General features: G+C 64.0%; 22 protein-coding genes, 1 tRNA gene and 1 pseudogene. 10 read left to right on the top strand and 14 right to left on the bottom strand.

Annotated elements, in window-relative coordinates:
• Window positions 1–11: 11 nt before the first annotated feature.
• Window positions 12–86: transfer RNA gene (locus tag ACVWY3_RS35985), tRNA-Glu, on the bottom strand.
• Between the two features lie 57 nt (window positions 87–143).
• Window positions 144–488, bottom strand: a complete 345-nt coding sequence (locus tag ACVWY3_RS35980) for a hypothetical protein (protein ID WP_456842684.1) — start codon at window positions 486–488, stop codon at window positions 144–146.
• Between ACVWY3_RS35980 and ACVWY3_RS35975 the strand changes: the two genes are divergently transcribed.
• The 3 genes from ACVWY3_RS35975 to ACVWY3_RS35965 all read left to right on the top strand — a co-directional run bounded on the left by ACVWY3_RS35975 (window position 487) and on the right by ACVWY3_RS35965 (window position 3161).
• Window positions 487–1494, top strand: a complete 1008-nt coding sequence (locus ACVWY3_RS35975) for an RluA family pseudouridine synthase (RefSeq protein WP_456842683.1) — start codon at window positions 487–489, stop codon at window positions 1492–1494. The genes ACVWY3_RS35980 and ACVWY3_RS35975 overlap by 2 nt on opposite strands.
• Before the next feature lie 216 nt (window positions 1495–1710).
• A complete protein-coding gene (rpoH, locus tag ACVWY3_RS35970) occupies window positions 1711–2610 on the top strand; it encodes an RNA polymerase sigma factor RpoH (protein ID WP_456842682.1) in 900 nt (299 codons plus the stop codon).
• 209 nt (window positions 2611–2819) lie between these two features.
• Window positions 2820–3161, top strand: a complete 342-nt coding sequence (locus tag ACVWY3_RS35965) for a hypothetical protein (RefSeq protein WP_456842681.1) — start codon at window positions 2820–2822, stop codon at window positions 3159–3161.
• A 117-nt stretch (window positions 3162–3278) separates the two neighbouring features.
• Here the strand turns inward: ACVWY3_RS35965 and ACVWY3_RS35960 are convergent, their stop codons facing one another.
• The 5 genes from ACVWY3_RS35960 to ACVWY3_RS35940 all read right to left on the bottom strand — a co-directional run bounded on the left by ACVWY3_RS35960 (window position 3279) and on the right by ACVWY3_RS35940 (window position 7906).
• Window positions 3279–3902 (bottom strand): peptidoglycan recognition protein family protein, encoded by a 624-nt coding sequence (locus ACVWY3_RS35960; RefSeq protein WP_456842680.1) that lies wholly within the window; start codon window positions 3900–3902, stop codon window positions 3279–3281.
• A gap of 34 nt (window positions 3903–3936) precedes the next feature.
• The gene (locus tag ACVWY3_RS35955; protein WP_456842679.1) at window positions 3937–5148 is read right to left on the bottom strand and encodes a GGDEF domain-containing protein; all 1212 of its coding nucleotides are present in this window, start codon (window positions 5146–5148) and stop codon (window positions 3937–3939) included.
• Between the two features lie 649 nt (window positions 5149–5797).
• Window positions 5798–6409 carry a LysE family translocator gene (locus ACVWY3_RS35950; protein WP_456842678.1) on the bottom strand — a complete coding sequence of 204 codons (612 nt, stop codon included), beginning with the start codon at window positions 6407–6409 and terminating at the stop codon, window positions 5798–5800.
• Window positions 6410–6475: 66 nt separating this feature from the next.
• Window positions 6476–6850: a response regulator gene (locus tag ACVWY3_RS35945; protein WP_456843537.1), complete on the bottom strand. Its 375-nt coding sequence runs from the start codon at window positions 6848–6850 to the stop codon at window positions 6476–6478.
• Between the two features lie 249 nt (window positions 6851–7099).
• Window positions 7100–7906, bottom strand: a complete 807-nt coding sequence (locus tag ACVWY3_RS35940) for a lytic murein transglycosylase (RefSeq protein ID WP_456842677.1) — start codon at window positions 7904–7906, stop codon at window positions 7100–7102.
• 791 nt (window positions 7907–8697) lie between these two features.
• On the opposite strand from ACVWY3_RS35940, the gene ACVWY3_RS35935 reads away from it, so the two are divergent.
• Together ACVWY3_RS35935 and ACVWY3_RS35930 are read left to right on the top strand one after the other, a co-directional pair.
• Entirely contained in the window at window positions 8698–8934 is a 237-nt protein-coding gene (locus ACVWY3_RS35935) for a hypothetical protein (protein WP_456842676.1), read from the top strand.
• 212 nt (window positions 8935–9146) lie between these two features.
• Window positions 9147–9491 carry a hypothetical protein gene (locus ACVWY3_RS35930; protein WP_456842675.1) on the top strand — a complete coding sequence of 115 codons (345 nt, stop codon included), beginning with the start codon at window positions 9147–9149 and terminating at the stop codon, window positions 9489–9491.
• A gap of 248 nt (window positions 9492–9739) precedes the next feature.
• On the opposite strand, the pseudogene rpoD reads toward ACVWY3_RS35930, so the two are convergent.
• Window positions 9740–11879 (bottom strand): annotated as a pseudogene (gene rpoD / locus ACVWY3_RS35925) (RNA polymerase sigma factor RpoD).
• Between the two features lie 376 nt (window positions 11880–12255).
• A complete protein-coding gene (dnaG, locus tag ACVWY3_RS35920) occupies window positions 12256–14268 on the bottom strand; it encodes a DNA primase (protein WP_456842674.1) in 2013 nt (670 codons plus the stop codon).
• Between the two features lie 258 nt (window positions 14269–14526).
• On the opposite strand from dnaG, the gene ACVWY3_RS35915 reads away from it, so the two are divergent.
• Complete coding sequence (locus tag ACVWY3_RS35915; protein WP_456842673.1) at window positions 14527–15090, top strand: chlorite dismutase family protein; 564 nt, start codon at window positions 14527–14529, stop codon at window positions 15088–15090.
• Window positions 15091–15132: 42 nt separating this feature from the next.
• On the opposite strand, the gene ACVWY3_RS35910 is transcribed toward ACVWY3_RS35915, so the two are convergent.
• A complete protein-coding gene (locus ACVWY3_RS35910) occupies window positions 15133–15531 on the bottom strand; it encodes a gamma-glutamylcyclotransferase family protein (RefSeq protein WP_456842672.1) in 399 nt (132 codons plus the stop codon).
• A 201-nt stretch (window positions 15532–15732) separates the two neighbouring features.
• On the opposite strand from ACVWY3_RS35910, the gene ACVWY3_RS35905 reads away from it, so the two are divergent.
• Window positions 15733–16536 carry an N-formylglutamate amidohydrolase gene (locus tag ACVWY3_RS35905; protein WP_456842671.1) on the top strand — a complete coding sequence of 268 codons (804 nt, stop codon included), beginning with the start codon at window positions 15733–15735 and terminating at the stop codon, window positions 16534–16536.
• A 130-nt stretch (window positions 16537–16666) separates the two neighbouring features.
• Here the strand turns inward: ACVWY3_RS35905 and ACVWY3_RS35900 are convergent, their stop codons facing one another.
• The 3 genes from ACVWY3_RS35900 to ACVWY3_RS35890 form a co-directional block, all read right to left on the bottom strand.
• On the bottom strand, window positions 16667–17287 hold the full coding sequence (locus ACVWY3_RS35900) for a LysE family translocator (RefSeq protein ID WP_456842670.1): 621 nt from the start codon (window positions 17285–17287) through the stop codon (window positions 16667–16669).
• Between the two features lie 147 nt (window positions 17288–17434).
• Window positions 17435–17968, bottom strand: coding sequence for a hypothetical protein (locus ACVWY3_RS35895; RefSeq protein ID WP_456842669.1), 534 nt, complete (start codon window positions 17966–17968; stop codon window positions 17435–17437).
• Between the two features lie 2 nt (window positions 17969–17970).
• Window positions 17971–19416, bottom strand: coding sequence for an LVIVD repeat-containing protein (locus tag ACVWY3_RS35890; protein WP_456842668.1), 1446 nt, complete (start codon window positions 19414–19416; stop codon window positions 17971–17973).
• A gap of 206 nt (window positions 19417–19622) precedes the next feature.
• On the opposite strand from ACVWY3_RS35890, the gene ACVWY3_RS35885 reads away from it, so the two are divergent.
• Genes ACVWY3_RS35885 through ACVWY3_RS35875 form a run of 3 tightly spaced genes read left to right on the top strand, consistent with a single transcriptional unit; the run spans window position 19623 to window position 20909 of the window.
• Window positions 19623–19937: an ArsR/SmtB family transcription factor gene (locus tag ACVWY3_RS35885; RefSeq protein WP_456843536.1), complete on the top strand. Its 315-nt coding sequence runs from the start codon at window positions 19623–19625 to the stop codon at window positions 19935–19937.
• Complete coding sequence (locus ACVWY3_RS35880; protein WP_456842667.1) at window positions 19930–20400, top strand: SRPBCC family protein; 471 nt, start codon at window positions 19930–19932, stop codon at window positions 20398–20400. The genes ACVWY3_RS35885 and ACVWY3_RS35880 overlap by 8 nt, the downstream gene beginning before the upstream one ends.
• Window positions 20397–20909 (top strand): SRPBCC family protein, encoded by a 513-nt coding sequence (locus tag ACVWY3_RS35875; protein ID WP_456842666.1) that lies wholly within the window; start codon window positions 20397–20399, stop codon window positions 20907–20909. The genes ACVWY3_RS35880 and ACVWY3_RS35875 overlap by 4 nt, the downstream gene beginning before the upstream one ends.
• Window positions 20910–21041: 132 nt before the next feature.
• Here ACVWY3_RS35875 and ACVWY3_RS35870 read toward each other — a convergent pair whose 3' ends face one another.
• Window positions 21042–21812 carry a DUF2189 domain-containing protein gene (locus ACVWY3_RS35870; protein ID WP_456842665.1) on the bottom strand — a complete coding sequence of 257 codons (771 nt, stop codon included), beginning with the start codon at window positions 21810–21812 and terminating at the stop codon, window positions 21042–21044.
• Window positions 21813–21971: the final 159 nt, after the last annotated feature.

Raw genomic sequence — 21971 nt, 5'->3', positions numbered from 1 at the left:
AAGTTATTTGCTGGCGCTCCCTAGGGGAATCGAACCCCTGTTTCAGCCTTGAGAGGGCCGCGTCCTAACCGCTAGACGAAGGGAGCGTGAGGGCTAGCCAATAGCCTCGAAATCTGTCCGCCGCAAGGACCCGAACCGCCCTTTTACGGTTCATTGGCAAATTTCAGCTTTCCGGCCGGCTTCAAGGTGTGGGCGTCGAAGGTGCGGATCTCGATGACCCCGCCGATATCGAGCGTGACCACCAGCCGGTCGCCGGCAACGGCGGTGGCTACGATTTTGGCGCCCTTGGGTAGGGTGGCGGTGACATCGCCGGCGGCTTCCGCCGCCCTTCCCTCCGACTTGAAAAGGCGGTAGCCCACCGCGATCAAGACGGCGCAGATCGCCAGCGCCGTGGTCAACCCCGCGATCAGCATCATCCGCCGCACCCGCGCGAACAGCGCGGCCTGCTCGGGGGTCGGTTCGGGAACAGCGGTATCAGTCGTCGTCATGGAAAGTCTTGGCTCTGCGCAAAGGTTGGAGGTCGTGGTCGAAGGCTCCGAGGGCTCGGCCCGGCTCGACCGCGTGCTGGCGGCGCGCCTGCCCGAGCTGTCGCGATCGAGGCTCAAAACCCTGATCCTGGCGGGCGCGGTGAGCCTTAAGGCCGCCGCCATCCGGGACCCCGCTTATCACGTCGCATCCGGCGATACGATCACAATCGACGTGCCGGAAGCGGCGCCCGCCGAGCCGAAGGGCGAGGAGATCGCGCTGGATATCGTGTTCGAGGACGACGACATCATCGTCATCAACAAGCCCAAGGGCCTCGTGGTGCACCCCGCAGCCGGCCACGAGACCGGCACGCTGGTGAATGCGCTGATCGCCCATTGCGGCGCTTCGCTGTCGGGCATCGGGGGGGTGCGCCGGCCCGGCATCGTCCACCGGCTCGACAAGGACACGACGGGGCTGATGGTGATCGCCAAGAACGACATGGCGCATGCCTCGCTGTCGGCGCAGTTCGCCGATCACGGCCGCACGGGCGAGATGCGGCGCGGCTATATGGCCTTCGCCTGGGGGCTGCCCGGACGTCATCGCGGCACGGTGGACGCGCCGATCGACCGCCATCCGCATGCGCGCGAGAAGATGGCGGTGCGCCAGGGCGGCCGCGAGGCCGTGACGCATTGGGAGATCATCGAGAGCTTTGCCGGGCGCGACGGCAAGGGCGTCGCCGCCCTGCTCGCCTGCGAGCTCGAGACCGGACGCACCCACCAGATCCGCGTCCACCTCGCCTATATCGGCCATCCCCTGATGGGGGATGCCGTCTATGGCCCCCATTTCAAGACCAAGGCCAACCAGCTCGGCCCTGAGTCGCAGGCCGCCTTGGCGGCGCTTGGACGCCAGGCATTGCATGCCTATTTGCTGGTATTGCAGCACCCGCGGACGGGAGAATTACTCCACTGGGAGGCGCCGCTGCCGAAGGATTTGCTTCTCCTTCGAGGCGCGCTGAAAGCGGCGCTATGACGCAGGCAGTTTCAGAAAAGCGTTACCTTACAAAAAGTTATAGCTGCCACACGGGGACGTGACGTCAGCAATCCTTCCCTTTTCGACCCCCCATGGGGTATAGTGCCCCTGCGTTGAAATGACCAACGCGGAACATCGCAGCCCGGCCGGCTTTGACACAGCGGTCGTCTGCCTGGCCCGCCGCTATCGGGGGCCTGAACCTTTGGAGGGCGCACTATGGCCCGTACCGTTGCTTTGCCGGTCCTCAATGGAGAATCCGGCCTTTCTCGCTACCTCGCCGAGATCCGCAAGTTCCCGATGCTGGAACCCCAGCAGGAATACATGCTCGCCAAGCGTTGGCGCGAGCATGACGATCGCGACGCGGCGCACCAACTCGTCACCAGCCATCTCCGGCTCGTCGCCAAGATCGCCATGGGCTATCGCGGCTACGGCTTGCCGATCTCCGAGGTCGTCTCGGAAGGCAATGTCGGCCTGATGCAGGCGGTGAAGCGTTTCGAACCCGAGAAGGGGTTCCGTCTCGCCACCTACGCGATGTGGTGGATCAAGGCGTCGATTCAAGAGTACATCCTGCGTTCCTGGTCGCTCGTGAAGATGGGCACCACCGCGAACCAGAAGAAGCTCTTCTTCAACCTGCGCAAGGCGAAGAGCAAGATCAACGCGCTGGACGAAGGCGATCTCCGCCCCGACCAGGTCGCGACCATTGCCAAGCGCCTCGGCGTGACGGACCAGGACGTGATCGACATGAACCGCCGCCTCGGTGGCGATGCGTCGCTCAACGCTCCGATCCGTGATGACGGCGAAGCCGGCGAATGGCAGGACTGGCTGGTCGACAATACGCCCAACCAGGAAGCCATGATGGCGGAGCACGAGGAGTATGATCACCGCCGTGACGCCCTCAACGGCGCCATGGGCGTGCTCAACCCGCGCGAACGCCGCATCTTCGAGGCCCGTCGCCTCGCCGATGAGCCGATGACGCTGGAAGATCTTGCCGCCGAGTTCGGCGTGTCGCGCGAGCGCGTCCGCCAGATCGAAGTCCGCGCCTTCGAGAAGGTGCAGTCCGCGGTCAAGGGCACCATCGCGAGGCAGGAACAGGCTGCGCTGGAAGCCGCGCTGTAAAGCGGCGCGACCGGCGCCACAAATTGGCGGATCGAAAGACAGAAAGCCGGCGGTGACGCCGGCTTTTTTGTTGGGAGTGAAGTTTCTTCGCCTCTCCCCCCGTGCGGGAGAGGGAGACACCCACCTCGACAAGACGTGCGAGCCTGCCTTGAACCCGCGCGGCCGGTCCACCGACCCAAAATGACCGACAGCATCCATGGACGGACACCATGTCGATCATCCTGCAGTCCACCGTTGGCGGCTTCTCCGCCCAGTTCATGCGCAAGCTGCCGCTGGTCGAGCAAGCGATGCGCGAGCAAGGGCTCGATCCCGCGGCGTTCGTGATCTCCAAGGATTATGCCTCGACTGCGACGGTGCCGCTCGTCGGGCCGTTCTTCTATGACTACAGCGTGTTCTTCGGCGACGAGAAGTTCACCGTCACCGAGCCGAACGACATGGTCTTTCTGGACTACTTCTTCAAACGCGTGCTGGCGGCGGACGGCCCCCCGGAGGTGCCGCGGCGGCCTGGATTGATCCGGCGCCTGTTCGGCTGGATTGCGGCGCCGGTGTAGCTGCTCGTTAATCCGAAGCGCGCGCGGCGCGAGCCCGGAATTCGTCGAACCGCAGCGTGAGTGGATGAATGGATTTCGGGCTCGCGCCTTCGTCGCGCCCCGCAATGACCGCCAACGCTACTCCCCCCACACCCGCGCCAGCGTCGCGAGCCAGCAGCCTTCGCAATAGCGCGCGTCCTTGTAGTCGATCCAGTTGTGGGCATAGACGTGTTCGAGCGGGATGTCGTAGCGCGCGCGCAGCACCTTGACGAGGATCCTCCAGGCCGCGACCTGCGCCTCCGTCGGTCCGCTCGCAACATCGGGATAGTTGCCGGCGAACTCGACGCCGATCGAGTTGTCGCGCACCACCTGGCGGTAGGTCGATCGGTTGTCGATGTACTTGTTGTCGTTGCGGTTGGCGCCGTCGCCATGGGTCGGCACCAGGTCTTCTGCGACCGCCCAATACACCGTGCCGTCGGTCTCGACCCACACCGTGACGCCGCGGCGCGTCGGGTTCTTCGCCTGCTCCGCCGCGCCGCCACGCGCCGAGCCTGATGGCCCCTCGGTCTGGTGCACGATGATGTTGCGCCAGGCATGAGCCTTGGCGACGTCGCCCCACGGCGCCAGCCAGACGATCTTCAGGCCGGGAATGTCGGGCGCGCCTGAGGCGCGCGCGAGCTTTGCGAGCTCGGCGTCGGCGGCGACAGCGGGAGAGATCAGGAGCGCGGCGAGAATAGCCGCGAGCAGGCGGGAGATCATCATGCGGGTCCAATGTGGACCTAAATCGTAGCAGGCTTTACGCGAATGTGCGCTTGCTCTCGACCGGCCCGATCGCCCCCGGCGCGAGCGGCGGGGCCGGATCGTAAACCGCGAAATTGTTCTTGCCGTTCTTCTTGGCGGCATAGAGCGCGTGGTCGGCATGCGCGATCAGCCTATCAGGGAATTGACCGACGCTGTGGTCCCACTCGGCAACGCCGATCGAAATCGCGATCGGGATGTCGGCGCCGGTGCAGCTCGCGGCATCCTGCCGGCACACGTCGAGCACGCGGCGGGCGATCGCCGCGCCCTCGCGCAAGGAGGAGGACGGCAGCACGACGCAGAACTCGTCACCGCCGGTGCGGGCGAGCATGTCGCCGGGCCGCAGGCGCGTCTGCGCCATCAGCGTGAAGTGCCGCAGGCAGGCATCGCCGGCGGCATGGCCATGGGTGTCGTTGATGGTCTTGAAGCCGTCGAGGTCGATCACCAGCAGCGAGAACGGCTCGCCGCTGCGCTCCGAGCGGGCGCATTCCTCGGACAGGCGCTGCAACAGGTGCCGCCGGTTGGCAACGCCGGTGAGATCGTCGAGCAGCGCGAGGTCGGCAACCTCGCCGCGCAGGCGGTCCATCGCCATCAGGAGGAAGCCGAAATTGAGCGTCATCGAGAGGAACAGCAGCACCAGCACCATGACGGCATGGTTCTGACCGCCAGCCACGGCCGAGAAATCATAGTCGAGCAGGTTGCCTACGACGCGCGTGCTGAACGTCGCGACCAGGGCGATGATGACGATGCCGGACAGCCGGGCTCCCGGACTAACTCGCCCTTCCGGCGGAGACAGCAACAAATGCAGCGAGCACAACAGCGGCAAGGACTGCCCGAGTGTGTAGCAGAGCATCCGCAGCGGCATGTGATCGAAGCCGAACTTGAAGAAAGCGACTGTGCTGAGGCTCAGGGCCGACGTCGCGACCATGAACCGCCAGGAGACTGGCCGATCATAGAAGCGTTGGATGCCCATTGCGGCGAAGCAGCTCGCCGCGATGATGCCGGCGCCTGCAATCAGAAGCGGGACAGGAGACATGGCCGAGAGGCCAATCAGGGCGACCATCGCGCCGGCCGCACCGACGAAGGCCGATGCCATCCAGAACCGCGCAGCCGCGAAACTCGGATAGGAGCGCGTCACGTACGCCCAGATCACGCCGAGCGCCAGGAAGTTGACGATGAAGACCGTCCACAATGTCGGTACGTTCAGCATGGCTCGTACAGCACGCGCAGCGTCCCGCCCCCCGTTCCCGGCAGCCGTCCGTCCATGACCCATCCCCGTTTTCTTGCGGAAGACAATGCGACGGTTGCGCTTAATGGAGTCTCACTGCGACCTGCGAAAACGCGCCTTTGGTTTTGGATTCATGAACGTCACGCGGCCGTTGTCGGATCGTTAAGCCTGTCGCCGCCGATGCGCCGTGTTGACGCGTGAGGCGAATTCGCGACCAAAAATCATCCGGAAATGCATCTGAGCTGTGGATAACGCGATGACACCGATGTGACAGCGCGGGGCAGAGGCTCGCGAATCTGCTGAGTTTGTCATCGAGGATATTGCGAGGCTGGCCCTCCGCCGAGCATCCCTCGTGTCGCGTTTAACCATGAACCCTTTGAGAGGATACTATGGCTAAGAAAGCGAAGAAGGCGGCGAAGAAGAAGGCGAAGAAGGCCAAGAAGGCGAAGAAGAAGTAACGAGGCTTCTTTTTCTTTGCCCGGGTGGAGCCTCGCTCCGCCCGGGTATCGAGTCAGGCTGGTTTGAGGTGGCGGGCGAGAGGCCCGCTTTTTTGTTGGTGAGTTATCGCGACACGCTCGGTCTCTCACTCCCTCTCCTCTCCCCGTTCTTACGGGGCTAGGTGAAGAAGAGGCTACCGCTCCGCGAACGCCAGCTTGGCGCCGAGCATCGCAAACCCCGCGGCAAAACTGCGGCGCAGCCAGGTCATCACGGCGGGACGGGAGATCACACGCTCGCGCACCGAGGCGGCGCAAAGGCCGTAGACGACGAACACGGCAAAGGTCATCGCCATGAAGGCGCCGCTCAATTCCAGCATCCGCGTCAGGACATGCGCCTCGTCCGCGGCGATGAACTGCGGCAGGAAGGCGAGGAAGAAGATCGACAGTTTTGGATTGAGGATGTTGATCAGGAAGCCGGTGACGATGACGCGGCCGGCCGATCGCTCCTTGATCCTGCTCTCAAGCGCGAGCGCCCCGGTCTCGCGCAGCGCCTGCCAGGACATCCACAGCAGATAGAGCACGCCGCACCATTTCAGCGCGGCGAAGGCGAGCGCGCTGGTGTGCAGCACGGCGGCAAGCCCGAGCATCGCCGCCATCATGTGCGGCACGATCCCGAGCGTGCAGCCGAACGCGGCCGCCACGCTGGCACGCGAGCCGCGCGTCAGCGCCGCCGCCAGCGTGTAGAGCACGCCGGTGCCGGGCGAGGCGACGACGATCAGTGAAGTGAGCAGGAAGGACCAGGTCATGGGCGGAGCTTAGCAGTCCGCCTCACGGCGAGAAAGCCGGACCTCGCTCCCTGAACAATCGGGCCGTCAAGCCAGCTGCGCGAGCTCTGCCTCGCGCAGCACGTCCAGCGGCGCCCAGGGCTTGGCCCAGAATTTCGCGCCGTCAGGCAAGGGCTGCTTCAGGGGACGGCCGGAGGTGACGACGACGTCGAGCCGGGGGTTGCGATCCTTGGCGACGTGCGCGAGCTCGACCCCGTTCATGCGGCCGGCGAGCTGCACGTCGGTCATCATCAAACAAAGCGCGCCTGCGTTCTTGTCCAGGATGCGCTCGGCGGCCTCGGCGCTGTCGCACTGGATTACTTGGTAGCCGCTTTCTTCCAGCAGGACACAGAGCATCTCCCGCTGCATGACGTCGTCTTCAACAATGAGCGCTGTCGCGCGAAATGGCTGTGCTTGTCCCATCAGCGGCTCCAATGCTTGGCCTCATAACGTATGTTAAAAACTCGGGGAGGCTACGGTTCGGTTTCGTTTTCAAAAAAATGTAAGGCACGGTTCCATCGTCAGGGCTTGACGGGGAATATGGCGCGAGCAGCCGACGTTCCACAAACTCGTCATGCCCGGGCCCGGCCATGACGATGTGGAAACGGCAGCCCCAAAAGTTACGCCGTTTTCATATGCGATAGCCATCACCCTTCCAGGTTCGGGTGAAGCTCACTGCCCCATCAGCCGGTCCGCGAAATAGCCGATCGTCTTGCGGTAGACCACTGCCCTGTTCCACTCGCGCATCGCCTCGAAATTGGCACTGCCCTCGCCATACGGCTGGCCCATCTTGAAGCCGCTCGAGTGCAGCAGGTTCGCGGTCGAGGCGAGCACGTCGGGGACGCTGTGGCGGAGATCGACATGGCCGTCGCCGTCGAAGTCGACGCCGTATTTGATGTAGGACGACGGCAGGAACTGGGTCTGGCCGATTTCGCCGGCATAGGCGCCGATGAGATCGCGCAGCGGCAGGTCGCCGCGCTGCACGATCTTGAGCGCGGCGAGCAGCTCGCCCTGGAACAGATCGGTGCGGCGGCAGTCATGCGCGAGCGTCGCCAGCGTGCGGATCACCGGCAGCTTGCCCATATCGCCCTTGCCGAAATCGCTCTCGAGGCCCCAGATCGCGACCAGGATCTGGCGGGGCACGCCGAACTGCTGCTCGATGCGCGAGAGCAGCGCGGCATGGCGCTGCAGCAGCGCGCGGCCGCCATTGATGCGGCCGGCGCCGACGCGGGTCGAAACATATTGCTCGAAGCTCTTATTGAAAGTGTAGCGCTGGCGCCGGTCGAAGGCGAGGACGGCGCCGTCCTGGGTGATGCCGCTGAACGCCGCGCTGGTCACGCTCGCCGAGACGCCGGCGGCTTGCGCCTCCGCAGCCATGCTGGCGATGAAGCTGTTGAAGTCGCCGCCGCAGCGCGCAGCCTCCGCCGAGCCACCGGCCAGCGAGACGATGACGGCGGCGGCGAAAAGCGATCTCAACATGCGAAAGCTTCCTCATGAGGCGGGTGCGAAACAGATGGCGATCATGCCCGGGAACGGGATTCGCGTCAAAGCGAGCTGGATCAGATCATATCGGATGCCCGCGCCCGACGGCGGCAAAACAAAAATCGCAAAACAACCCCATGCACAGTAGGAGCACGGCGAGGATCGCTTACGCCTATTCCGAATTTCGGTTGACCCGTCGGGCAAAACAGGGATATTGTGTCAGCATCGCAGACTCCGGAGCTTGACGCCTGCCCGCGCCGCACCTTGAGAGCCTCGTGCGATCCACCATCATCCCCGACGACACATGAATGCCGATGTTGCATCCCGCTGCGCATGGTCGGGGGCTTCGCGCAGCTCAATCCCAGCCCTCGCGCGCGTTCTCGCTGCCTTGCGAGAGCGCGGCAAGATGAACAAAGTACTTCGATGATTCAAGCATCTGCTTTTCGAATTGCGGGAACTCGCGATGCCATCAGCTGAATATCTGATGCGCCCGCTGCGACACCATCGCCGCGACGATTTGCCTTGCCATCACAGAGCGCAAGGGATATTATTCTATTTTAGGTTGTCGCCCTGCCAGCCCCGGGCGGCGCTGAAGACCAAAAATAAACGGCGGGCTTTCGCGGCCCGCCGTTTATTGAGGGCGCGCATCGAACCTTGCGAAGCGCCGGGCGCTTCAATCTCACGAACAGATGTCGCCGATTGGCGGCCAGAGCGGCAGCCGCTCACTTTCGCGTTTGACAAGTCGCGAAGTCATTTGACTGCGGCGCACTGATCGACGACAAGCCGCCATGGCCAAAAAACCCGGTACCAATCCCAAAGGCGAATTCGCCTTTTTCAACGTCGTCTACGAAGACGGCTCCCAGCGCTCGAACCGCCGCGTCCCCGCCGAGCTGCTCGGCGGCCTCGACGGCGACGAACCCGCGCGCGCCTTCATCATGGAGCAGGACCGCGAGATCGCGGAGAAATCGGGACGGCCGGCGCTTGAGATCAAGCGGATCGAGCGGGTCGGGGCGAAGAAGAAGTAGGCTTCGGCTCCATCCACGTCGTTGCGAGCGCAGCGAAGCAATCCAGAAATGCGTCGGCGGAGATGGGCGGCAGAGCAGACCGTATTTGCTCAACCTGAGTTCTTCGCATTTTGACCCACAGCTACGCCGCCGCACTTGTTTTAGCGATCCGGCTAATCGTCCCTTAGCAAATACTGATCTTCTGCCGGATACAACTGGGTCATGGGCTGAACATGAGTGGGATCGATCTCCTGACAATCATTGCGGCCACGTGGGTCGGCACGTTCGCTATCCTCCTGCTCCCTGGCCGTTGGCTCGGAAGTTGGATTGCCGCAAATAGCCCGAACACTTTCTTCAGTGTACTGTACTGCTTGGTATTCTCGAAGCTGCTGATAGTCATTCTGGCGGTGGTGGCCGTATTTGTTCGGCTGCCATTCCTGCCTCATGTCAATACAGACGAAGGCTTCGCGCTTGCATTCATGGCGACGCTGTTCTTTGTGCCGGCGGTGGTAGCTCAGTTTTTGGGTTTTCGTCGTGCGAGGGCACAGGGAAAATTCACAAGCATTGCTGCGAACTAAATGCCCAAAGGCCGCTACCGTAGCATCTTAGATGACCGCTTCTGGCGCATCTCGGAAGTCGGGCACCGTCCGCTCTTTTGTTGCTGTTGGAATAGGAGCGGACAGGGGTCGGGCAATCGCCTGGTGATTACAAGCCGCAGCCTGGATTGCTTCGTCGCAAGTGCTCCTCGCAATGACGGGGTGAGAGCCGAGTCAAAGAAAAACGGCGGGCTGTTGGCCCGCCGTTTTCGTTCTGATTGAAATTCGTATCAGTTATCCAAGAAGCTCCGCAGCTTCCGCGACCGCGACGGATGCTTCAGCTTGCGCAGCGCTTTTGCTTCGATCTGGCGGATGCGCTCGCGCGTCACCGAGAACTGCTGGCCGACTTCTTCCAGCGTGTGATCGGTGTTCATGCCGATGCCGAAGCGCATGCGGAGCACGCGCTCTTCGCGCGGGGTGAGCGAGGCGAGCACGCGCGTGGTGGTCTCGCGCAGGTTGGACTGGATCGCGGCGTCGATCGGCAGGATCGCGTTCTTGTCCTCGATGAAATCGCCGAGATGTGAATCCTCTTCGTCACCGACCGGCGTCTCCAGCGAGAGCGGCTCCTTGGCGATCTTGAGGACCTTGCGGACCTTCTCCAAGGGCATGCCGAGCTTCTCGGCGAGCTCTTCCGGGGTCGGCTCGCGGCCGATCTCGTTGAGCATCTGGCGGGACGTGCGCACGATCTTGTTGATCGTCTCGATCATGTGCACGGGGATGCGGATGGTGCGGGCCTGGTCGGCGATCGAGCGGGTGATCGCCTGCCGGATCCACCACGTGGCGTAGGTCGAGAACTTGTAGCCGCGGCGGTACTCGAACTTGTCGACCGCCTTCATCAGGCCGATGTTGCCTTCCTGGATCAGGTCGAGGAACTGCAGGCCGCGGTTGGTGTACTTCTTCGCGATCGAGATCACGAGACGGAGGTTGGCTTCCACCATCTCCTTCTTGGCCTGGCGTGCCTCGCGCTCGCCCTTCTGCACGGAGTGCACGATCTTGCGGAACTCGACGATCTCGAGGCCGGTCAGCGCGGCGAGCTGATGCACCTCGTGACGGAGGTCCTTGATGCGGTCCTTCTCGTGGTGGACGAAATTCTTCCAGCCCTTGGCCGACAGCTTCGAGACGCGGTTGAGCCAGCGCGGATCGAGCTCCGAGCCGGTGTAGTTGCGCAGGAAGTCGTCGCGCGCGACGCCGTGGCTGTCGGCAAGGCGCATCAGACGGCCCTCGTACGAGACGAGGCGCTTGTTGATGTCGTAGAGCTGCTCGACGAGACTGTCGATGCGGGCCTGGTTGAGGCGCAGCGACTTCACCTCGACGATGATCTCGTCCTTCAGCTTCTTGTACTTGCGCTCCTGATGCGGCGAGAGCGACTCGTTCTGGAGCTGGTTCTGGATGTCCTGCTCCTGAAGCTTGCGCAGCTTCTTGTAGCTGTCGGCGATCTTGTCGAAGATCTCGACGACCTTCGGCTTGAGCTCGGCCTCGATGGCGGCAAGTGACATCTGGTTCTCGAACTCGTCGTCGTCCATGTCGGCTTCGGCCGCGACCTCGCCCGGGTCCCTTCTCCTCGCCGGCTTCGTCGCCGGCGGCAGGCGCGGCGCGGAACGGGGTCGGCGACGGCGGCGCTGCGGGCGGGGCGACATGCGCGGGCGCAGCGGCGGCGGCGACAGCCTCACCGCCTTCAGCCGGGGCTTCGCCGTTCTCGGTTGCCGGGGCGCCGATCATCGCGGTGTTCATGCCGCCCTTGGCGTCGGGGCCGGCATAGGTCGCTTCGAGATCGATGATGTCGCGGAGGAAGATCTTGCCCTCGTTGAGCTCGTCGCGCCAGATGATGATGGCCTGGAAGGTCAGCGGGCTTTCGCACAGGCCCGCGATCATCGCCTCGCGGCCGGCCTCGATGCGCTTCGCGATCGCGATTTCGCCTTCGCGGGAGAGCAGCTCGACCGTGCCCATCTCGCGCAGATACATGCGCACGGGATCGTCGGTGCGCTCGCCCGGCTCGCTCTTCTTGACCTCGGTGACAGCCTTCTGGGTGACCTCGACGAGCTCGTTATCGGTCTCGTCGTCGGCCTCGTCCTTCTCTTCCTCGCCGTCGGTGTCGTCGGCTTCGGTGACGTTGATGCCCATGTCCGAGAGCATGGACATGATGTCCTCGATCTGCTCGGGCGAGGTCTGGTCGGAGGGCAAAACTTCATTGAGCTGATCGAAGGTCACGAAGCCGCGCTTCTTGGCCTGCTTGATCATCTTCTTCACGGCCGCGTCGGACAGATCGAGCAACGGCGAGGGCGCGTCCTGGGAATCCTTCTCCGGAGCATCCGCTGCCTTGTCGTCTTTTTCCTTGTCCTTCGCCTGCAGCGTCTTTGCCTTGGTGGCCATCCATTGCTCCTAAACGCGCTTCATGCGAGACGATCGCCGCGCCCCGCGTGAATTCACTTGAACCTGTTGCTCGACGCTCTCGCTTCGGCAGCTCTCGACACGGAAAGGGCGGCGCACGTCTCTCTCGCCACCCCCAACTCTCTCTCGCCGGATTTGCCTAACGCTTCGTGAGCCTCTTTGTCGCAGCGGATGCAGGTGTAGTGCCAACAGCGATTGCGCGGATTCATTCCTGACGCGTCTGTTCTGCCTGCGGCCGCTTCTGGGCCAAAGTGCTACAAGACCGTTAAGCCTCGATTAACCCTGTTTTTGCCGCCAAACCTTGGATTTGGCGAGTCTTTTAGCGGTCGCGGCCCCGGCCGTCCGCATGATTCTTTCATCACACGCTCTTCTGGAACCGGCCCGACAGCTCACCAAAGCCCTCGATCAGGGCCTCGGTACCGTCGACCTCGGCCAGCCGAGCCTTCACATCACGCAGCCACGCCAAATTGGCCTCGCTGGGGTCCTCCCCCAAGGCCAGCTCGGCGTCTTTCAGCTCTCTAAGTAGTGAATGGTATTGCCGATGCAAGGCAACGAGCTGATGCCAGGTGGCAAGAACATCATCCCGCGCCGCTCCCTCGCGGGCGCCAAACACCGCGGCGGTGGTGATGGCATTCTCAACCCTTTGAAGAACCTGCGAAAAACCGCTCTTTTCGAGGTCGCCGCGCATCTTCTCGGCCTGCTCCTCGGGGTCCGGGGAGTGGTGATGGTCGTTGGCGAAGGCGGCGATGATGCCGGCCCTGAGCTTGTGGGCCTCGGGATGGGCCAGCTCCAGGGCGGCCACCTCCTCGAGGTGCTCATGCAGCAGCAGCCAGGGGTGGTTGATCAGGCATTGCAGGATCAGGGCCTCCCGGCGGGAGATGGCGCTGCGTTGCCCCTTCATGATCGGGCTGGCCGCCAGCTGCGGGCTCGCCGCCTGATAGGGGCCGGAGGGCAGCAGGGTCGGACCGGGCGCGCCGCGGCGCCCTTGGCCGCCGAATCCCTGGCCGCCGAATCGATTCGCACCGGCCGCGCCCCGCGGCTGGAACGGGCGGCCGCCGCCGGGGCGGAAATTGCCCCGGCCGCCAAAGCCGCGCCCGCCCTCCGGAGCAAACGTGCGCTGAAGCCGCTCGACGAAATCGTCGCGATAATAGCGCCGCACCACCTCGTCGCGAATGCCGTTCGTGAGCTCCTTGATGCGCGCCTCCAGCGCAGCGCGGCGCTCGGGGGTGGCAAAATTGCCGCCTTCGAGCTCGCGCGACCAGATCATGTCGGCGAGCGGACGCGCAGCTGAGATCACCTCCTCGATCGCGCCGCGCCCACCGGAGCGGACGAGATCGTCGGGATCCTGCCCTTCCGGCAGCAGCGCAATACGCAGGCTCTTGCCGGGGGCGAGGAACGGCAAGGCAAGGTCCGCAGCACGATAAGCCGCCTTCTGCCCGGCGCGGTCGCCGTCGAAGCAGAGGATCGGCTCGTTCGCCATCTTCCAGAGCAGCGCGAGCTGGCTCTCGGTCAGCGCGGTGCCGAGCGGCGCCACAGTGCCGGCAAAGCCCGCGGTGACCATGGCGATGACGTCGACATAGCCTTCGACCACGATCAGCGCGCCGCCGTCATGCGTGGCTTTGCGCGCGGTCTGGTGGTTGTAGAGATTGTCACCCTTGTGAAAGAGCGGCGTCTCCGGCGAATTCAGGTATTTTGCCGGAACGTCCTTCTCCAGCGCGCGCCCGCCGAAGGCGATGACGCGGCCGCGCAAGTCGGTGATCGGAAACATCACGCGATCGCGGAAGCGGTCGTAAGGAACGGGAATGTCGTTGCCGGCGACCAGCAGCCCGGTCTCGACCATGTCGTCGACGGAGATGCCAAGCTTGCCGAGATGCTCCTTCAGCGCGAAGCGATCCGGCGGCGCATAGCCGAGGCGAAACTGCAATTGCGTCGCCGGCGAGATCGCGCGGTCGGCGAGATAGCCGCGCGCCTTGGCACCGACCCGCGAGGCCAGCGTCTCCGCGAAAAACTGGGCGGCGAGATCCATGACGTCATGCAGCGACTTGCGCCGCTGCTCGAACCGCGCCGCATCCGGCGTCACCGCCGGCAGCGGCAGGCCCGCCATGCCCGCGAGGCGCTCGACGGCTTCCGCGAACGGCAGTCCGTCGGTCTCCATCACGAAGCTGATGATGTCGCCATGCTTGCCGGAGGAGAAGTCGTGGTAAAAGCCCTTCTGGTCGTTGACGTAGAAGGACGGCGTCTTCTCCTGCTGGAACGGCGACAGCCCCTTCCACTCCCGTCCCGCCTTCTTCAGCTTGACGCGCTTGCCCACGACCTCGGAGACCGAAAGCCGGGCACGAAGCTCGTCGAGAAATTGAGGCGTGAAGCGCATGGCGTGGGTTTAGCGCAAACCGGGATGAGTCGGGCGAAGGATCAGGGATATAGGTGCGGGCTGGCCAGAAGTCAGGTTTAGGCGGGTTATCCGGCTTATTCGACCTATTCACAGGGCGTTCCGTCATTCCTGGGCTCCCTGCCGCCTTCGAGGCTCACATGGCTATGCCGTGGGAGTACCTCAGGATGACGGGACCAATATCCCGGAATCGCGGTGGCAAGGCTTGAACCGCGCCCGGTTCCACGCTTCCATAGCTGCATGTTCAGGACCTTTCGAGGCGGTCACAGCGGGGGCTGGCGCGTCACCTCGATTTCACCGGTGACAGGCGAGCCCCTGCCCTTCGTGCCGGCGGTGTCGGTCACCGACAGCGAGGCCGTCTCGTTGCCGCTGGTGCCCTCGCGCAATGCGTGGCGGCTGGTCGGTGTGCCCTCTAGCTTGCGCTATACCGAGCGGGCCGAGAAGGAGCAGCTCGTGGCCGTGCAGGCCGGGCTCGGCCGTCCGGAGGCAACCAGCGCCGCGCTGATCCCGATCCGCAAATCGGACGCCTGGTGGGAGCTGACGCAGGAAGAGCGCCGCAAGATCTTCGAGGACAAGTCGCACCACATCGCCAGCAGCCTTCGCTTCCTGCCCGCCATCGCGCGCCAGCTCTATCATTGCCGCGACCTCGGCGGCCCCTTCGATTTCCTGACCTGGTTCGAATTCGCGCCCGCGGACACCTCGCTGTTCGATGAGCTGGTGGGGATGCTCAGGCAGACCGAGGAATGGACTTACGTCGAGCACGAGGTCGACGTGCGCGTGGTGAAGGAAGTGCTGTCGGCGTAGAGCATGATCCGCAAAAGTGCGCCGCAGTTTTCCGACGAGCAATCAGTGTTCGAGAAAGCGCCCGGATGCGATGCGCGGCAGGTCGTTGACGGGCCAGTTGTAGATATAGGTCCAGGCCTTCCTAGTGACGCCATCCGCGTCCGTCACGTCGATCAACCGGCGCAGATATTCCGTGGGCTCCGGAAAGCCTTCGCCGCAAGCCTCGTACATGTCGAGCTCGGCCAGCAGCTCGTCCGGCACGCGCAGGTGAAACAGCTCGCCATGAACGATGTCGGAGGCCGCATCCGACAGCAGCAGGCCCGGATAATGCTTCACCAGGACGAGCCGGCCGCGGCAGGTCGCTTCACCCAGGAAATCCGCGTGGCCCGCAAGCAGCCGCGCCATCGGATGGTCGAAGCCGCGCATCAGGGTGCCGTAGACGAAGAGACGATCGGAGGTCATGGCGTGTCTATAACCGCCAATCGCGCGAAGCGACAGCATCGCGCGTCACAAATGTCGCCCCAGTCAAGGGCGGAGCGCGCGATATTCGCTCTTGAGATGAATCGCCGCTGGCGGCATCGTCCGGCAAGCCGGATCAATTTCGAACAGGCGATTCCTGCCTGATTTCGAGGGGGCAATTGCATTTTCGGTAGGCAATCAGGAATGACGCTGGACGCAGTCGACACGGCCGATCAACTCCTTGGCGAGGAGGATATTCCACCAGTGCATGAGGTGAATGTAGCAAGCGCATCGCCGTTCCTGCTCACCTCGGATCATTACGGACGGGTGCTGCCGCGCGCGCTCGGCGACCTCGGCCTCGCCGAGAGCGAGCTGACGAGGCACATCGCCTGGGACATCGGCATTGCCGGCGTCGCCGAGCGGCTGGCAAAAGTGCTCGATGCGCATCTGATCGCGCAGCGCTATTCACGGCTCGTGATCGACTGCAACCGCTCGCCCGCCGTTGCAAGCTCGATCCCCGTGATCTCGGAAGCCACCAGAATTCCGCGCAACGAGGGCATCTCCGAGAGCGAGCGCACGGCACGGCGGCGCGAGATCTTCGAGCCCTATCATCATCGCATCAATGCTGCGATCGAGCGCCGCCTGCATCACAAGCGGCCGACCGTGCTGGTGTCGCTGCACAGCTTCACGCCGGTCTATGCCGGCGTCGCGCGGCCCTGGCATATCGGCGCGCTCTACAACCGCGACACCGTGCTGCCGCAGCTGCTGCTGAAACATCTGCGCAGCGAGGGCGATCTCGTCGTCGGCGACAACGAGCCTTATGCGGTGAGCGATCTCAGCGACTACACCATCCCCGTCCACGGCGAGGCCCGCGGCCTCGTCAACACCGGCATCGAGATCCGCCAGGATCTGATCGCCGATCAATCCGGCCAGCAGCAATGGGCCGAGCGGCTGGGAAGGATCTTTGCCGAGATCGAGGTGGAGTTGCGGGCCGAGCAGCGGGCCTGAAGCATGATCCGGAAAAGGCCGGAGCGGTTTTCCCTCGCGACAAACGCGGAACGCGTTTGCGCGGAGATCATGCGCAAACAACAACCGAAAGCGCGATGAGGATTGATCCCAATCTCATCGCGCTTCGGACTCACTTCGCCCGGGTGAGCGCCAGCCAGATGCCGCCGCCGATCATGAAGCCGCCCGAGATGCGCGACATCATCCGGGTGCGGCGGGCCGAGAAGAACTTTCGCGCGCGGCCGGCAGCGATGGCGTAGAGCGCATCGGTCATCACCGCGGTGACCATGAAGGTGGCGCCCAGCAAAGCGACTTGCGGAAAGTGCGGCTGGCTCATGTCCATGAACTGCGGGATGAAGGCGCCGAAGAACACCAGCACTTTCGGGTTCGACAGCAGCACCAGGAAGCCCTGCAGGAAGAAGCCGCCGCGCGGCGGCGCCGGCGGCTCGCCGACATTGACGCCCTCGACCGGCGTCCAGATCAGCTTGATGCCGAGCCAGACCAGATAGGCCGCGCCGGCAAAGCGCACCCAGTCGAACCAGTAGCCCATGGTCGCCATCAGCGAGGTCAGGCCGACCGCGACGATGCCGATCACGATCGCGAGTCCCGCCTGCGCGCCCGCGACATTGGTCAGCGCCGCGCGCGTGCCATGGCGCAGGCCGTTGGCGATGACGAGCGTGACGATCGGCCCCGGCAGCAGCGCCAGCGCAATGCAGGCGGCGACGAAGGCGAGATAGGCTTGCAAGGACATCATGGGCGGGACTCGGCTGAGGAGGGTTTGGGGATATTAATGCATGGGACAGGCCGGGAGGGAAGACGTGACTGCGTGGCACCGAGGCCTCTCAATTGCCGGTGCCATCAGCCGTGAAAGCGAGTGATGACACCAGAGGTGGTGGAGACCTCACCGGCCATCCAGCGCCGCCGTCATCCATCCCCTCATCTCCTCCGTCTCCAGAAACACGAGCGCCGCGCGCTGCATCGCAGCCGCCTCTCCAGGCCCCTGCACCACTGCAACGAGCAGATCGCACCTGCGCGAGACTGCGACCCCGATCGCGGCGTGATGAACACCGTCGGAGATGTCGAGATCATACCGCCTCGCGCGGCCAGGCATCGCTGCAACGCTGACTTCCTCCCCTGCCGCGATAGCTGCAAAGCGCGGGCTGACCAGATCGATGTCGGTGACACGGTCGACTTCGTCGTCATCGACAACGCCGTTGTCGCAATTGCAGAAACCCCGCTTGGCACGCACGTAGAGCTCGGCTCCACTGCAGCCGCGCGCGGTGCAGCGGAACGCACGGCCCGCGGGCCAGCCGTCGCGGGGAAACGGCCATGTGATCTCCCGCCATTGCCCGACGCGTTCCGTCCCATCTGCGCACACGCGCGACGGCGCGCCGAGAGCGATCATGACCATCAGCATGATTGCGCCGCGCCGCATCGTCAGTTCTTCGGCAGGCCGGCCACGGCGCGCGCGGGTCCTGTCAGTTCGAGGATATGCAGGCCGGTATTGGCGCGATCGACGATGTAGATGTAGCCGCGATCGTCGGTCTCGACATTGTTGGTCTGGATTGCGACCTTGCAGCGCTCGCCGCCCTCGACCGGGATGCAGCGCTTGTCGGTCGCGCTCGTGATCGACGGGATGAAATAGCCGACCTCCTTCGGATGATAGGGATCGCGGATGTCGAGCGCGCGCACGCCGGCATTGAAGAAGGCGATGAAGGCCATCTTCTTGTAATAGACCGGCGCCATGCTCTCGTTCGAGGAATGTGAGCCGAACCGGCCACCGCGCTGGCAGAACCGCCCGCTCTCCTCCGGCACGGTGTAACTGGAGATCGTCATCGGCCGCGTCTCGGTGGTGACGTCGGCGAACCACACCATCTGCCGCGCCTCGCCGCATTCGTTGAGGATCGCCTCGTCGACGATCATGACGATGTCGCGAGTCCTGCCGTCCTTGTCCTCGGCGAACTCGGCGACGGGCATGTCGAGCATCGGGAACGTGGTGTGGGCGCCGTTGAAGGCGGACATCGGCAGCCGCGCGATCTCGGGGTAGCGCAGATTGTCCGCCGTCGGCTCCTTCGGCCCGTTCAACAGCTTCTCGCGATCGACGATCTGCAGGATGCCGGCCTTGTTGGTGCCGTAGCCGAAATAGACGCGATTGCCGTTCGGCCCGGTCGAGATCGGCCCGTGCAATTCGGTCGGCACCGCGCCGGTCGAGCCAGGCTCCTGTCCCGGCAGGCCGAAATCCCGGATCTTCTGCGGATGCGCGGGATCGCCGAGATCATAGACCTGCGTCATCCGCCGCGTGCGCCAGTCCGGCGCGCCCGAGACGAGAAAGGCGATGCCGGTGTCGCATTCCCACCAGCTCTTGTGCGTGTCCTTCAGACCGCCAATGCGCGTCATGAGCACGGGATTGGCGGGATCGGCCACGTTCCAGATCTCATGCGCCTCGCTGCCGAAGGTGCGCAGCATGTAGACCGCGTTGGGATCGCCCTTCGGCAACGATTTGCCGTCGCAGACCCGCACCATCTGCGCGCCGCCGGATTCGTATTTGCCTTCCTGCCCCGGCAGATGCCGCAGATATTTGGGATGCGCGGCATCGGTGACGTCGACGATCGAGGTCCCGTTCGGCTCCGCCTGCCCCGTCATCGGATTGACGGGAGACGGCACATCGTCGGTGCCGCCATGATGGCCGATATAGGCGATCCAGCGGTCGCCCTGATGGTGAATGGTGGGCTGGTAGGCGCTGCGCGCCTGGAGATCGTTGGTGCCGACCAGCTTCATGTTGGAGGCTTCCGGCGGCGCGCCGATGGTCTGCTTCTGCGCATGGACGAAGGTGCTGCCGGCGAAAAGGACCAGACAGGCAGCAGTCAGGACGCAACGGAACATCAAAGTCCTCCCGGAACCAATCGGTGCTGGCTGAGCTTCAACGCTAGCACGGCAAATTGCACGGACCAAAGACACGTTCTTTTGCACGTCATTCCGGAAACCGCGCAGCGTTATCCGGAATCTCGAGATTCCGGGTTCGCACTTCTCGCGTCCCGGAATGACGTCACGCTTGACATGCAACCATTTGGTTGCCTATTATCGCCGCCATGGATGAGGTCTTCAAAGCGCTCGCCGACGCGTCACGACGCTCGCTCTTGGACAGGCTTCACGCCAAAAACGGCCAAACGCTCAACGAACTTTGCGAAGGCCTCGCGATGACGCGGCAGGCCGTCACAAAACATCTTGTCATTCTCGAAGAGGCCAACCTGGTCACGACCATCAGGCATGGCCGGGAGAAGCTGCACTACCTCAATCCGGTGCCGATCCATCAGATCGGCGAACGCTGGATCAAGAAGTTCGAGCGCGGCAAGCTCGCCGCGCTCAGCGAGTTGAAACGCCAGTTGGAGAAGCGCGATGAGTAAGCCGCAATTCGTCTATGTGAGCTATATCGAGACCACCCCGGAAAAACTCTGGGAGGCACTGACGTCGAGCGCGTTCACACGGCAATACTGGTTCGGCGCCGAGGTGAAGTCGGACTGGAAAGTCGGCTCGCCCTTTGCGCTTTCGCTGGACGGCGAGGTCACCGATTCCGGTGAGATTCTGGAGGCCGATCCGCCGCGGCGCCTGTCCTACAGCTTCAAGCACCACAAATACGAAGAGCTGCGCGGTGAGCCGATCTCACGCGTCGTCTTCACCATCGAACCCTTTGGCCAGGTCGTGCGTTTGACCGTGCTGCATGACGGCTTCATCGAGGGCGGCAAATATCTCGGCGCCGTTTCCAACGGCTGGCCGGCGATCCTGTCGCAGCTCAAGAGCCTGCTGGAGCGAGGCCAGGTGCTCGCCATTCCGCGCGCAGCCCTCAACAAGGGACTCGACGCAAGATGAACCTCGATCAATTCAAGCCGCTGACGGTCTACACCATCTACATCGCCTCCACGCCGGAGAAGGTGTGGGAAGCGCTGACCTCGGCCGAGTTCAGCAAGCTCTATTTCTTCGGCAATAGCGTGGAGGTGGAGCCGCGCCATGGCGGCGCGTTCATCGTGCGCACGCCTGATGGAGCCCTGCACATCAGCGGCGAGGTTCTCGCCTACGATCCGCCACGAAAGCTCTCGGTCACGTTCAACGTGAACTGGCCCGAGCTGATCGAGAAGCTAGGGCCGACGCTCGTCACCTACGACATCGAGCAGGTCGGCGACGCGGTGCGCCTGACCATGAGCGAGGGCCACGACCGGCCGCTCAGCGACGACATCCTCGCCGGCGGCCGCTCCGGCTGGCCCGCGATCCTGTCGAGCCTGAAGAGCCTGCTCGAGACCGGCAAGCCGCTGGTGGTGAAGATGGGCCCGCCGCAGCGTATGCTCGATGCGCTGAAAGCGATGGGGATCAAGACGCCGTAGTCGTTTTGGTCATTCCGGGGCGCGCCATCGGGTCCGCGCAAGGCGCGGCCCGATGACAACCAGGCGGGCACCGGCACCACCATCGCTTTGTCCACCCGGCACTGTCCGAGGGGCGAAGGACCAGCGACAACCTCACACCGGCACCACCAGCCGCCGATACAGATGCCACGTCGCATGCCCGAGCACCGGCAGCGTCACGACCAGACCGAGAAAGTAAGGCAGCGCCGAGACGATCAGCAGCATCACGATCACGGCGGCCCATCCGATCATCGGCAGCGGGCTCGTCACCACCGCGCGCACGCTCGTCACCATCGCCGTGACGAAGTCGACCTCGCGGTCGAGCAGCAGCGGAAACGACACCACCGTCAGCGAGAACAGAATCAGCGACAGAGCGGCGCCGACCGCGTTGCCGATCGCGAGGAACAGCAGGCCCTCGTTCGTCGTCAGCACCACCGTCATGAACTCCTGGAGGCTGGAGAACGAGGCGTGCAGACCGAGCAGCAGCGCGATCAGGAGCCTCACCTGGTACATCCAGATCACGAACATGAACAGCGTGACGAAGGCCATCCAGCCGATCTCGCTGCGCGAACGTACCGCCGACCAGATCGCACCGAACGAAACCGGCTCGCCGCATTCGCGGCGGCGGCTGACCTCATAAAGGCCGATCGCCACGAAAGGCCCGATCAGCGCGAAGCCGGCGGCAAGGGGATAGACCAGATAGACCATGCCGAAGGCCGTGAGGCAGAGCATGATGACGATGCCGCCCGCGGCATAGAGCGCGCCGAAGGCGAGGCCGTAGAGCGGCAGCGCCTGGAAGTCCCGCAGCCCCTCCACCAACGCCTCGGCGATGTCGGTCGCCGCAACGGCACGCACTACCGGATCGACCTTGCCCGAGATGGACATCGGCTTCCTCCCTCGTTTGCGGGCGCGATCTTTCGTCGCGCGCGGACCACAATATTAGTGCTGCCGCGCGGACGCGCAACGTGATGCCCCGCAGCGCAAAGATTGCCATGACGCAGCAATGCTCGCAGCGTGAAATGCCTCTCGTCCGTACGATTTTCG

The sequence above is a fragment of the Bradyrhizobium sp. USDA 4486 genome, from assembly GCF_054057995.1.
The sequence above is the reverse complement of the archived record's forward strand: the minus strand, read 5'-3'. Positions and strand labels throughout refer to the sequence as shown.